The organism is Algorimicrobium algoritergicola, from assembly GCF_008086165.1.
Lineage (GTDB): Bacteria > Bacteroidota > Bacteroidia > Flavobacteriales > Flavobacteriaceae > Algorimicrobium > Algorimicrobium algoritergicola.
Genome location: NZ_VSKL01000001.1, coordinates 321,667 through 334,555 on the forward strand (window position 1 = coordinate 321,667; position 12,889 = coordinate 334,555).

Annotated in this window: 11 protein-coding genes; 2 read left to right on the top strand and 9 right to left on the bottom strand. The window is 34.4% G+C overall.

What is annotated here, in order from left to right:
- Positions 1-502: 502 nt before the first annotated feature.
- Positions 503-1,645, bottom strand: coding sequence for a methionine aminotransferase (locus ES675_RS01610; RefSeq protein WP_066253761.1), 1,143 nt, complete (start codon positions 1,643-1,645; stop codon positions 503-505).
- Between the two features lie 79 nt (positions 1,646-1,724).
- Between ES675_RS01610 and ES675_RS01615 the strand changes: the two genes are divergently transcribed.
- Positions 1,725-3,851 carry a S46 family peptidase gene (locus ES675_RS01615; RefSeq protein WP_066253755.1) on the top strand — a complete coding sequence of 709 codons (2,127 nt, stop codon included), beginning with the start codon at positions 1,725-1,727 and terminating at the stop codon, positions 3,849-3,851.
- An 85-nt stretch (positions 3,852-3,936) separates the two neighbouring features.
- Here the strand turns inward: ES675_RS01615 and ES675_RS01620 are convergent, their stop codons facing one another.
- Positions 3,937-4,512, bottom strand: coding sequence for a hypothetical protein (locus tag ES675_RS01620; RefSeq protein ID WP_148367210.1), 576 nt, complete (start codon positions 4,510-4,512; stop codon positions 3,937-3,939).
- A 122-nt stretch (positions 4,513-4,634) separates the two neighbouring features.
- Between ES675_RS01620 and ES675_RS01625 the strand changes: the two genes are divergently transcribed.
- Positions 4,635-5,066, top strand: coding sequence for a GNAT family N-acetyltransferase (locus ES675_RS01625; protein WP_066253748.1), 432 nt, complete (start codon positions 4,635-4,637; stop codon positions 5,064-5,066).
- Positions 5,067-5,234: 168 nt separating this feature from the next.
- Here ES675_RS01625 and ES675_RS16715 read toward each other — a convergent pair whose 3' ends face one another.
- From ES675_RS16715 to ES675_RS01660, 7 genes are all read right to left on the bottom strand, one after another.
- Complete coding sequence (locus ES675_RS16715; RefSeq protein WP_066253746.1) at positions 5,235-5,453, bottom strand: PLDc N-terminal domain-containing protein; 219 nt, start codon at positions 5,451-5,453, stop codon at positions 5,235-5,237.
- A 131-nt stretch (positions 5,454-5,584) separates the two neighbouring features.
- Positions 5,585-7,357 (bottom strand): MutS-related protein, encoded by a 1,773-nt coding sequence (locus ES675_RS01635; protein WP_066253741.1) that lies wholly within the window; start codon positions 7,355-7,357, stop codon positions 5,585-5,587.
- A 16-nt stretch (positions 7,358-7,373) separates the two neighbouring features.
- On the bottom strand, positions 7,374-8,288 hold the full coding sequence (locus ES675_RS01640; RefSeq protein ID WP_066253738.1) for a M20/M25/M40 family metallo-hydrolase: 915 nt from the start codon (positions 8,286-8,288) through the stop codon (positions 7,374-7,376).
- A 78-nt stretch (positions 8,289-8,366) separates the two neighbouring features.
- The gene (locus ES675_RS01645; RefSeq protein ID WP_066249609.1) at positions 8,367-9,113 is read right to left on the bottom strand and encodes a succinate dehydrogenase/fumarate reductase iron-sulfur subunit; all 747 of its coding nucleotides are present in this window, start codon (positions 9,111-9,113) and stop codon (positions 8,367-8,369) included.
- Positions 9,114-9,124: 11 nt separating this feature from the next.
- Positions 9,125-11,122, bottom strand: coding sequence for a fumarate reductase/succinate dehydrogenase flavoprotein subunit (locus ES675_RS01650; RefSeq protein ID WP_066249606.1), 1,998 nt, complete (start codon positions 11,120-11,122; stop codon positions 9,125-9,127).
- A gap of 14 nt (positions 11,123-11,136) precedes the next feature.
- Positions 11,137-11,814 carry a succinate dehydrogenase cytochrome b subunit gene (locus ES675_RS01655; protein WP_066249600.1) on the bottom strand — a complete coding sequence of 226 codons (678 nt, stop codon included), beginning with the start codon at positions 11,812-11,814 and terminating at the stop codon, positions 11,137-11,139.
- A gap of 159 nt (positions 11,815-11,973) precedes the next feature.
- Complete coding sequence (locus ES675_RS01660) at positions 11,974-12,855, bottom strand: hypothetical protein (RefSeq protein ID WP_066249597.1); 882 nt, start codon at positions 12,853-12,855, stop codon at positions 11,974-11,976.
- Positions 12,856-12,889: the final 34 nt, after the last annotated feature.

Genomic DNA, 12,889 nt, shown 5'->3' on the forward strand with positions numbered 1-12,889 from the left:
AATCTTCCTTTTTACGAAGTCTGTTGTGTTTTTTTTGATCGGAATTTAAGTTATTTTTTAGACTTTATATAATTCCTACGCGATTTCGCTTCTGCCTCTAACTTTTTATCTAAAGCTTTAGTTTGTTTTTTAGGTTTTCTAGCCTCTTTCTGGACTTGTTTTATCTACTCTTAGCCTCCTTTAAAGCTCTTTGTTGTGAAGCCACTTCAGCTTCAAGCTCTAATTTTTTATTTAATTTAGTTACAATATGGCCTTTTTCTTCAGCCCTTATTTTATCCGTCACCTCTTTTCCTTGATGATAATACGTGATCCCTTTTACCTCATCTATTTTTCAAGAATCAGTAATTACCTGATGTTTTGTTCCACAAAAACTTACGCCAAGCAACACTGCGAAACACACTGTTTTTAAATAGTTCATAACTTCTGTTTTTCACATTAAAGGTTATACTATTAAGCTTCAGTTGTACATATCAAGTCACTTATTTACAAATAATTTAACATATCACAATTTGTTTAAAATATCAGCTGCTTTTTTAAGTGTTTCGTTGGTTTTTGCAAAACAAAATCGCAACACCTTATCGTCTCTATTTTCTAAATTAAATACAGATAAAGGAATGGATGCTAAACCGTTTTTAATAGTTAATTGTTTAGCGAAATGGACATCATATTCATGCGTAATTTCAGAATAATTCAACACCTGAAAATACGTTCCTTGAGATGGTTTAAACGTAAATCTAGAATCTTTTATGAGCTTTAAAAAATAGTCGCGTTTTTCCTGATAGAAATCGGCTAATTGTAAATAGTGATTTGGTTCTTTTAAATAATCTGCCACTCCTTTTTGCATGGCACTATTCACAGAAAAAACATTAAACTGATGAACTTTTTGAAATTCTTCCATCAATTTTTTTGGCGCACAACAATAACCCATTTTCCAACCTGTATTGTGGAATGTTTTCCCAAACGAAGCCACAACAAAACTGCGCTGTTTTAAACTAGAAAACAAACAAACACTTTGATGTTTTAAACCATCAAAAATCATGTGTTCATAAACCTCATCACTCAACACCAAAATATTAGTGCCTTCAGTTAAAGCTTGCAGTTTCAACATATCATCCTTGGACAAAACCGTTCCACTCGGATTGTGAGGCGTGTTGATGATGATCATCTTTGTTTTATCGGAAATTTGTTGTTTTACATCATCCCACTTTATGGAATAACCAGGTGCTTCCAATTGAATAGCAATAGGTTTTCCACCGTTAATTTTAATTGCAGGTTCGTAACAATCATAAGCAGGTTTAAAAATAAGCACCTCATCATCTGCATGAATAAAAGCAGAAATAATAGTATAAATAGCTTGGGTTGCTCCTGCTGTAACCGTTATTTCAGTTTCAGGATTATAACTGGTATTATAAAGTAATTCGAATTTTTTAGCGATAGCCTCTCGCAATTCTAAATTCCCAGCCATTGGCGCATATTGATTAAAATCGGAATTCATAGCTTGACTGACCAAATCAATCAATTTCTGATCGCTTTTAAAATTCGGAAACCCTTGTGATAAATTTATAGCTTTATATTTATGCGCTAAAGCACTCATTACGGAGAAAATACTGGTTTCTACTTGTGGCAATTTAGAAATATGTCTCATACTTGTAAAGGTAATAACTTCCAAATACAATTTTGTGAGTAGAACTTTTTATATTTACAGAATTCAAAATTTTTATACTATGAAATTAATTAGATTATTGGTTCTCTTTATTGTTTTTCAAGCATCAGCACAGCAAGGTGGTATGTGGATTCCTTCGCTTTTAGAAGGTATGAATGAAGACGAAATGACTGCTTTAGGTAGCAAATTAACCGCTAAAGACATTTATGATGTTAACAATTCCAGCCTTAAGGATGCCATTGGCCATTTTAATGGAGGTTGTACGAGCGAAGTGATTTCCGACCAAGGATTAATTCTTACTAATCACCATTGTGGATTTGGTGAAATCCAATCACATTCGTCTTTAGAAAACGATTATTTAAAAGATGGTTTCTGGGCTATGAATCTGGAGGACGAATTACCAAATGAAGGTCTTTATATTGAATTCATAGTACGTATCGAAGACGTAACAACGCAAGCGCTCGATGGTGTAACGGATGCCATGACTGAAAGAGAAAAACAATCTACTATTGATAAAAACACCAATACATTACAAACCAAAGTTACTAAAGAAGCTTGGCAAGACACCAAAGTAAAGTCGTTTTACAAAGGAAATCAATATTTTCTATTTGTAACGGAACGCTTTAATGATGTGCGTTTAGTTGGTGCACCTCCAACAAGTATTGGTAAATTTGGTAGTGATACTGATAACTGGGTGTTCCCAAGACATACTGGTGATTTTGCCTTATTCAGAATTTATGCTGATAAAGATAATCGTCCAGCCGAATACAGTAAAGACAACGTACCTTACAAACCAAAACACCACTTACCAATTTCTTTAGATGGTGTTGAAGAAGGCGATTTTACTATGGTTTTCGGTTTCCCTGGAACGACTGATGAATATTTACCAGCTGTAGCTATTGAACATATTACCCAAGATTTTAATCCGAGTAATATTGCTATTCGTGAAGCATCCCTAAAAGTGATTGATGCTGAAATGAAAGTGAACGATGATGTTCGTATTAAATATGCCTCTAAACAAGCACGTATTGCAAACGCTTGGAAAAAGTGGATTGGTGAAAATTTAGGTATTAAAAAGAGTCATGCCATTGCCGAACGTCGTGCTTTTGAAGCAACCTTTACCAAAGCATTAAAGGAAAAAGGACTAGAAGAAAAATACGGTCATATTCTACCAGATTTTGACAGGTTATATAAAGATTTTGCAGATGTGAATATTAAACGTAGAAATTTTATTGAAGTGTTTTTGGTGACTAATGAGTTAATGACCATGACGTTTAGAGCATACCAAGTTGAGAAAGGTTTAGAACGCGATCCAGAAAGTATGGATAAAAATCGTGCTTATATAACAGGTGTTTTAGAAGGAATTCATAAAAATTACGATGTAAAAGTAGACAAAGGTGTGTTTGAGAATGTGATGCCTTTATATTCAGATAATGTGAACGCTTCTATTTATGACACGACGGCATTTACTAATTTAGATTCAGCATTAGCACTTTTTGAAGGTTCTGCAGATGATGTGATTAAAAAATTAAATAACGATGCCGCTTACAGCTATGCAAAACCGTTTATTGAAGATTTTTTCAATAACCTGAATCCAGAATTTCAACAAAAAAACGATCCAATTACAGCGCTTCAAACGGAATACATGACAGCGCTTATGAAAGCGTTGCCTAACGAACGCTACTTTCCAGATGCTAACGGAACGTTGCGTGTTACGTATGGTCAGGTTAATGGCTATTCGCCAAGAGATGCCGTTTATTATAGTCCTGTGAGTTATTTAGATGGTGTTATTGAAAAGTATATTCCTGGCGATTATGAGTTTGATGTACCACAAAAACTAATCGATTTATATGAAGCTAAAGATTACGGTCAATATGCTGATAGTAATGGAAAAGTACCCGTTTGCTTTTTAGGAACTAACCACACAACAGGTGGAAACTCGGGAAGTCCTGCTATTGATGCACATGGAAATCTGGTTGGGTTAAATTTTGATCGTGTTTGGGAAGGAACTATGAGTGATATGAATTACGATCCTGAAATTTGCCGAAATATTATGGTCGATGTACGCTACGTATTATTCATTGTTGATAAATATGCCGGCGCCAAACACTTAATAGACGAGATGACTTTGGTTCACCCGAAAAGTGGAAAAAGTAAATCTAAAATCAAGAAAAAACGTAAGAACTAGGTTGTTCAAATAAATAAAAAGTAAAGCCTTACAATCCTGAAACAATGGAATTGTGAGGCTTTTTTTAGTGGTTTATTGGAAACGATTATTCAGGATTAATAATGCTTTCTTTTATTTTAAAAGTCACAATCATTTGGATGACTTTTGGTAAGTACCTATTAAAATTTTGTTCAGTAGCTGTATAATTTATAACATAGTCTTGATTCTGGTAATTGAAAAGTGCCTTTAAATTATAATAGGTTACATCATTATACATTTTACCATATTTAATAAGATAATACTTACCATATATAGGATGATTCTCAAACTCATAATCTGGATTATAATTCCCTTTTTCTTTTAAAGCAGAAATATAGGTGTCTAGAGTTTCCTCAATATTTTTACTTTTATAGTTTTCAATATCATAGGCATCCACATAAACATAGCATGTATTATAATTTTCCTCTAATTGCTTTACATTAATTGGAGAATGTACTAGTGTATTATGTAACCCATAAAATGAGCACCATGTCTCTGGAATGGTCAATTCATAATTTTCCAGTAATGCTTTTACTTTACTCGTATCCAAACAAACAAATTGTTTAGGTTTTTTTTTAGTAGAACCACATCCTATTACTACAATCAACATCACGATTACTAATACCGGGTTTTTTATTTTCATAGGTGAAATTTCGCTTTTATGCTTGAGTTTTATTTTGATTATAAATTTAGAAAAATTAATTTGAACTGCTGATTAGTATTTGTTTCTTTACGGGATTTCAGCTACAAGTAAAAACCATTCAAATGAAAACAACAACGCCATTCACTATTGAACCTTGCAATAAAGAAAACATTAAGAAAATAGTTGATGGTATAAACGACTATAATTTAAGTCAGGTTTCTGCAATTTCAGATATTTGGACACGTTTGGAGTTTGTTGCTAAAGACGAAAACGGCATTGAAATTGGCGGAATATTGGCAGGACTCGGCTATTGGAATGGACTTGAAATTAAAATTTTGTGGGTAAAAGAGTCTCACCGAAAAAAAGGTATTGGCACACAAATTTTAAAACATGCTGAAAAAATAGCAATAGAAAAAGGCGCGAAAATTTCCATGCTTGATACATTTGATTTTCAAGCTGAAGCCTTCTATTTAAAAAATGGCTATAAACCAATTGGCGAAATTAAAAACTTCCCGGAAGGTCATAGACGTATATATTTCTCTAAAAAATTATAGAACTTAAGTTAGACGTTAAGCATTCAGTGACAAACCTAGCAGGCTTTCGAAACCTGCTCGAAGTGACGCGAAATTCAATTTTACTACATACTAAAATAAATAGACCTCACAGTTCCAAAAATCAGAATTGTGAAGTCTTTACTATTTTACAAAAACGTGTTTTATACGTTATGTTGCATACGTATGGTTCATACCTTTTTTTTCTACAAAGTATTTAATGATATATATAATTGAGCCAAAAATAGGCACAAAAATCACGAACAACGTCCATAAAAGTTTGAACAACGGTTTTTGTTCGTTTTTAAATATGAATACTAAACTTGTTAAAAATAAGACTAATGCAAGAATTGCACTAATAATTAAAACAAATGGATTAACTACAGTCATAATTTAAAGCGGTTAAGATTTGGATGAGATTTCAAATTTTTAAAATCATTTGAATTTTGAATGAAGATAGAAGAAAATTTGTGGATAGAAAAATTCTATTGATTTACTTTAACCTGTCAGGTCTTTCTTTTTTAAATAATTTCCATTTTCTTCAATAGGAAACTCGCATTCATATTTTGGCAAATGCCTTTTTTGAATTTGTAATCGAAAAAGAGTTCGTCATTAATAATTTGCGCATCGAAATAGTAGTTTTTTACGGGCTCTAATTCGGTTTCAATCGTACATAAACTTAAATCATGCGTAGCAATAATGCCCGTGGCATTGGAAGCCACTAATTTCTCAACAAACTTTTTTGATCCAATGGCTTTATCTGTGGAATTGGTCCCTTTTAAAATTTCATCTAGAATAATAAAATACGGTTCCTTCTGAATAGCGTCTACAATAAATTTTAAGCGCGTTAATTCGGAAAAGAAATAACTACTATCATCCGTTAGCGAATCGCTGGTACGCATACTTGTAATTAACTTAATGGGTTGGTAATTGCTTGACGTAGCACAAACTGGTAAACCCACATTTGCCATAACAATATGTAAGGAAACCGTTCTTAAAAACGTGCTTTTTCCAGCCATATTAGCACCAGTTACAATTAAAAACTCCTGGTTGTTTATGGTTAAATCACTAGCAACTCGTTTTTTTGCATCTAATAAGGGATGTCCTAAATGTTTTGCTTCAATGGTGGCTTCTTTCGTAACAATATTTGGAAACACATAATCTGGATGATTAAACCCATAATTCCCTAAACTATTATAGGCGTCGAAAAAAGAAACCACTTCAAACCAATGACCAACGGTTTCGTGGTATTGGGCAATCCACTGCTCTACTTTATAACTATTTTTTAAATCGATTAGCAAAAAACCATTTCCTAAAAGTGCTGAAATAAAATTATTCCGATTATCTAAGGCATCCAAATGCTGAGAGAACTTGGCGAAAATTTCCGATGCTTTTTGATGTTCTAATTGAATCTGTTCTTGCTTGTTTTTTAATAAACCAGACGTAAATGTTTCCTGTTCTATCTGATTTAAAAGCGTTGCATACTGTCTAAAAGTATCTTTTACTTTATCCGTATTACTAGCCAGATTGTTTATTTTCTTTAAGTAAACTCCTGTAATAATAAGCCCTAAAAGCAACCATAATAACACAAAAATAGGCGCAATAACTTGAAATACGGAAAGTCCTACAATTGCCAAAGAAGCTACAGTAAATGCCAACGGAAACCATGCCATCATTTTAGGTAGAAATATTTGGTGACTTTTTAACCACTCAATGATTTTTACAGCTGGTGTTTCCACATGAATCAACGATGCAACACCAGAAAAATGCTGACGCCAATCTGGTTTATCGGCTAATTCTTTGATGGCTACTTGTCGCGGTTCTACGTTGTCAATATCATTCGCATTTAAAGCGTTTGCAAGTGTTTTAGTCCCTTCGTTTATAGATGTTCTATTTATAAATTGAAAGAAGGATCCTTTCCCAAACAAATCGATATCTAAACTATAAAAGTGTGTCGGATTTTGAAATTCCAAACCTGTTGGACGCTCATGAAAATTACCAATAGCTATAGCCAATTCATCTTCATTTATAGCCACTAAGGCTTTATGAAGATTGCGTTGGTATTTAATATCGGTATATTTAGTGAGCGTAAAAATAAATAAAGCAGTTCCTAGAACTCCAACTCCTAAAGCTACTTGCCAATTTTGAAAGGTAAGATAAACGCCTAATAACGTTCCTAAAAAAATACCCAAACGCAACATGCTAAACGTAAAAAGCTTTTTATTAAACGTTTTTACAGCGGTTTGATGGCTTTCTAATTGCTTTTGGTAATACGCGTTTGGTTCGTGTTTCATAGAAAAAATTAAACTTTTAGAATGTCATAGCATCTATTTGATGAAACATACTAATAATGCTTTCTACAGCATTTTTATAAAATTCGGGATGGATGTTTTCATAAACGTCTGTAGGCTTATGGTAATCATCATGATCTTCAACACCAAAATATAAAAACGGAATCTCTTTTAAATGAAAAGGTGCGTGGTCTGACGCAAACATCCAATTCTGTTTATCGTCTGTTCCGTCATGTCCTGCAATAACACTTACACCTTCCGTTGTTTTACGATCATTATAAGCCGTTTCTAAAAGCGGATGACTTTTAATTCCTGTAACATATAATTCTTGGTTTTCATTGCGTGACACCATATCCATGTTGATATTAAGAATAATAGATTTTAATGGTACAACTGAATTATCTACAAAATATTTAGACCCTTGAAGTCCTAACTCTTCGGCATCAAAAAAGGCTAAAATAACGGAGTGTTTTGGTGGATTTTTATCAAAATATTCCGCAAAAGCAAATAAGGCACTGACACCTGATGCATCATCATCTGCTCCATTATAAATTTGGCCATTTTTAATCCCTTCATGATCATAATGCGCACTTAACACGATATATTTATTAGGATATTCCGTTCCTTTTATAGACCCTATAATATTGACACCATTATATGATTTATTTCGACTCTCGAATGTAAAAGGCTGTTCAAAGTTTGGAACTAAAGATCCAACTTCAAGTAATTCTAATTGCTTAATGATATACTCTTTTGCTTTGGCTGCACCAGCAGTTCCTGTTCGCCTACCTTCATAAGCATCTGATGCTAATTCCTTAACGTGATGGAGTAGGTTATCAGAATTAAAATTATAAGATTGTTTTATTTGCCCTGAAGACTGACAGGAATACAGCAAAACAAAGGCTGTTAATAGAATAAAATTAATGCGTTTCATTAGTATAAATTATAAGTATAAAGAAACAAAAAAATCCCAAGATTAAACTTGGGATTTTTTTGTTTTAATAAAATATTTTTATCCTTTTAAACTCGCTTTTAAATACTCACGATTCATACGTGCAATATTTTCCAATGAAATTCCTTTAGGACATTCCACTTCACAAGCTCCCGTATTGGTACAGTTACCAAAACCTTCTTCATCCATTTGCTTAACCATGTTTAAAACACGGTCTGTTGCTTCAATTTTACCTTGAGGCAATAAGGCAAATTGTGATACTTTAGCGCCAACAAATAACATGGCTGACGAGTTTTTACAACTCGCTACACACGCTCCACAACCAATACAAGTTGCTGAATCGAATGCTGTATCTGCATCGTGTTTGTTGATAGGAATGGCATTAGCATCAATAGTATTTCCAGAGGTATTTACCGAAATAAACCCACCTGCATGTTGAATACGATCAAAAGCAGATCTGTCAACCACTAAATCCTTAATAACTGGAAATGCTGTTGCTCTAAATGGCTCAATAACAATGGTGTCGCCATCTTTAAACATACGCATATGTAATTGACACGTAGTAACACCACGATCTGGACCATGGGCTTCCCCATTAATATATAATGAACACATACCGCAAATTCCTTCACGACAATCGTGATCAAATTCCACAGGCTCATCACCTTTGTTAATTAGACCTTCATTTAATACGTCTAACATTTCTAGGAAAGACATATCTGGAGAAATATCACTAATTGGATATTCAACCAATTTTCCTTTATCGTTAGCGTTTTTCTGACGCCATATTTTTAACGTTAAATTCATAGCTTTCCTTCTTATTTATAACTTCTTTCTTTCACTTCAATATTTTCGAAAACCAAATCTTCCTTGTGTAACAAAGCGTCTTTTGGTTCACCTTTATACTCCCAAGCTGAAACGTATTGGAATTCCTTTCTACGTTGTGCTTCACCTTCATCTGTTTGGTGTTCTTCTCTAAAGTGTCCACCAGCAGATTCCTCACGTAATAAAGCATCTTTAGCAAACAATTCACCTAACTCTAAATAATCGGCTACACGTAATCCTTTTGCTAATTCTTCATTAAACTCTTCATTGGTCCCTGGTACGCGAACATCTTTCCAGAATTCTTTACGCAGTTCTGCAATCTCTACGATAGCAGATTTTAAATCTTCTGCATTACGAGCCATACCACATTTGTTCCACATAATTTTCCCTAAACGTTTGTGGAAATGGTCAACAGAATGTGTTCCGTTATTATTAATTAAATGGGCAATGTTATCACGAACACTCTTCTCTGCTTCATCAAATGCTGATGAATTTGTAGGAATTGGTCCTGTTCTAATATCATCTGCTAAATAATCGCCAATTGTATATGGTAGTACAAAATAACCATCGGCTAAACCTTGCATTAATGCCGAAGCACCAAGTCTGTTAGCGCCATGATCTGAAAAGTTAGCTTCACCAATTGCATATAATCCTGGAACGGTAGTTTGTAAATTATAATCTACCCAAATACCTCCCATGGTATAGTGAACGGCTGGATAAATCATCATTGGTGATTCGTATGGGTTCTGATCAACAATTTTCTCATACATCTGGAACAAGTTACCATACTTGTTTTTCACCACTTCTTGTCCTAATTTTCTAACAAGCACATCATCATCTTCATTTAATCCTTTAATATGAGCTTGCTCTTTTCCGTAACGCATAAATGCGGATGCGAAATCTAAATAAACCGCTTCGCCAGTTGCATTTACACCATAACCAGCATCGCAACGCTCCTTAGCAGCACGTGATGCAACATCACGAGGCACTAAATTACCGAAAGCTGGATAACGACGTTCTAAATAATAATCACGATCTGCTTCTTCTAATTGTGTTGGTTTTAATTTACCAGCACGAATAGCTTCAACGTCTTTTTTATGTTTAGGCACCCAAATACGTCCATCGTTTCGTAACGATTCTGACATAAGGGTTAATTTTGATTGATGATCTCCAGAAACTGGAATACAAGTTGGGTGAATTTGCGTGTAACACGGATTAGCAAAGTAAGCACCACGTTTGTGAGCTTTCCATGCTGCGGTTACATTAGAACCCATGGCGTTTGTTGATAAAAAGAATACGTTTCCATATCCACCAGTTCCTAAAACAACTGCGTGTGCTGAATGACGTTCTATTTCACCTGTAACCAAATTACGAGCAATAATACCACGTGCTTTTCCGTCTACAATAACAACGTCTAGCATTTCATGGCGACTGTACATTTTTACTTTACCACGACCAATTTGACGATTTAATGCCGAATAAGCGCCTAATAGTAATTGCTGACCTGTTTGACCAGCTGCATAAAATGTTCTAGAAACTAATACACCACCAAATGAACGGTTATCTAATAAACCACCATACTCACGTGCAAAAGGAACACCTTGTGCTACACATTGGTCAATAATATTAGCAGATACTTCAGCCAAACGATACACGTTAGCTTCACGCGAGCGGTAATCACCTCCTTTAACGGTATCATAAAATAAACGGTAGGTTGAATCACCATCACCTTGATAATTTTTAGCGGCATTAATTCCGCCTTGTGCTGCAATAGAATGCGCACGTCTGGCAGAATCTTGGAAGCAAAAAGCTTTTACGTTATAACCCAATTCCGCTAACGTTGCCGCTGCTGAACCTCCCGCTAAACCAGTACCAACAACAATAACGTCTATTAAACGCTTGTTAGCTGGGTTAACCAGATTGATTGAGTTTTTATGATTAGTCCATTTATCTTTAAGTGGACCCTGTGGTATTTTAGCATCTAAAGCCATATTAGATATATTTTTTAGTGATTAAAATGATGAAATAGGGCAATAAAAATAAATCCTAATGGAATACCTATTGCGTATACTTTTGCAAAACCTTTTAATCCTCGTGTGTATTTGTTATTTGCTCCAACCGATTGGAATGCGGACATAAAACCATGCAATAAATGCAATGCTAAAAACACAAATGCTAAACAGTAAGCTGCCACACGCAATGGGTTTTCAAATTTATGAACCAATTCTTCGTAATATCTAAATCCTTCGCCATCGGCTAATAATCCAGACATATCTCCTTGGATATATTTGGTGTTAATTTCTGGAAACCAAAAATCGATAAAGTGAAGTACAATAAAAGCCAAAATAGCTGCTCCACTCCAAATCATGTTTCTACTCATCCACGATGAATTGGCGTTGCCATTATTTTTAGCATAACTAATTTTTCTAGCACTATTGTTTTTTATTTCTAGTACAAATCCCATTATAAAATGGAACATAACACCAAAAATTAAAATAGGTTGAAAAAGATACTGCACTAACCAGAAGGTTCCCATAAAGTGAGACACATCATTAAACGTATCAGGACTGAATACTGATAACAGGTTAATTGCAAAATGCTGTAGTAAAAAAATCATTAGGAAGAGTGCCGAAAGTGCCATGGCAAATTTTCTTCCAATCGAAGAATTCAAAATTCCGCTCATTGTTGAAGTTTAATATTTATCAAACAAAGATACGTTTCAAATCAGTTTTAGACAAAATACAGACATTTATATTATTTATTTAGAATGATTTTAAACAGAATAATAAACCCGTTCGACTAATCAAAGTCAAACGGGTTTATTATTTATTGGAGTTTTATACTAATCTACCATTGGAATCAAGCCACGTAAACCCATATCCACTAACTGCTCTCCAGCTTGCGGTTCATATTTGCCATCGGCTGTAATTTCGGTCCACTCAAAACTATTATTTACAGAAAATGATAAGGTAACAACTACATCTTCGGTTTCATTTCCCGTAATGTTTAGTCCATTTTCAAATTCGCCTGTCACCACACAAGACCCTTGCGGAATTGGTGACGAATCAAATAACGGATTTGGGACAGTTGTTGCTCCAGGAGGTGCCTGACCTTGAGATGTAAAACCTAAAGCTTCAAAAGCCCAAAAGCCTTGAAGCTTATTCGCATTGACTGGAAAAGTCACACCATTAAAAGTTAAGTCTGGTACATAAGTATTATACCCAACAAAACTTGCTAATGTTCCTGAATACTCATTTCCATCAGCCGCTAAAAAATTAATAGCGCCTTCTTGATATGCTAAAGATACACGTACCCAACTATAATTGCCTGCTGCAACTTGCCTTAACGGAATGGTTACAAACGTTTCGTTACTTCCCGCAAATTTAGATTCGCGGAAATCAATAGCCTTTTCACCTCCAATAGTTGTTGATGGCCCTTCGTAAACGATGGCTCCTTCTCCTAATAATGTATTTGCTGTAGGTGCTAATTCAATATAATTTGAACTCATCCTCGCAAAATTTGGCGATTGCGCTGCATTTCCATCTGAAATAGTTGCTGGTTGTCCCAAATTATTCAAGCGTACTTGATTGGGATCAAATTTGAATTTAATAACTAAATTGGCTTCTGAAGAACCGGGATTTCCAATAGGTTCGTTTACAGAATCTTCACTACAAGATAGAAACCCAAATAAACCAATACAAACGATAATGCTTAAAGCTCTCATAATTGAAATTGTTTGGAATTAAAACGCAGAAACA

Excerpts from the sequence above, each read along its gene's own strand:
- ES675_RS01615 (WP_066253755.1), top strand. The coding sequence starts at position 1,725 with ATGAAATTAATTAGATTATTGGTTCTCTTTATTGTTTTTCAAGCATCA.
- ES675_RS16715 (WP_066253746.1), bottom strand. The coding sequence starts at position 5,453 with ATGACTGTAGTTAATCCATTTGTTTTAATTATTAGTGCAATTCTTGCA.
- ES675_RS01660 (WP_066249597.1), bottom strand. The coding sequence starts at position 12,855 with ATGAGAGCTTTAAGCATTATCGTTTGTATTGGTTTATTTGGGTTTCTA.
- ES675_RS01645 (WP_066249609.1), bottom strand. The coding sequence starts at position 9,113 with ATGAATTTAACGTTAAAAATATGGCGTCAGAAAAACGCTAACGATAAA.
- ES675_RS01640 (WP_066253738.1), bottom strand. The coding sequence starts at position 8,288 with ATGAAACGCATTAATTTTATTCTATTAACAGCCTTTGTTTTGCTGTAT.
- ES675_RS01650 (WP_066249606.1), bottom strand. The coding sequence starts at position 11,122 with ATGGCTTTAGATGCTAAAATACCACAGGGTCCACTTAAAGATAAATGG.
- ES675_RS01655 (WP_066249600.1), bottom strand. The coding sequence starts at position 11,814 with ATGAGCGGAATTTTGAATTCTTCGATTGGAAGAAAATTTGCCATGGCA.
- ES675_RS01610 (WP_066253761.1), bottom strand. The coding sequence starts at position 1,645 with ATGAGACATATTTCTAAATTGCCACAAGTAGAAACCAGTATTTTCTCC.
- ES675_RS01635 (WP_066253741.1), bottom strand. The coding sequence starts at position 7,357 with ATGAAACACGAACCAAACGCGTATTACCAAAAGCAATTAGAAAGCCAT.
- ES675_RS01620 (WP_148367210.1), bottom strand. The coding sequence starts at position 4,512 with ATGAAAATAAAAAACCCGGTATTAGTAATCGTGATGTTGATTGTAGTA.
- ES675_RS01625 (WP_066253748.1), top strand. The coding sequence starts at position 4,635 with ATGAAAACAACAACGCCATTCACTATTGAACCTTGCAATAAAGAAAAC.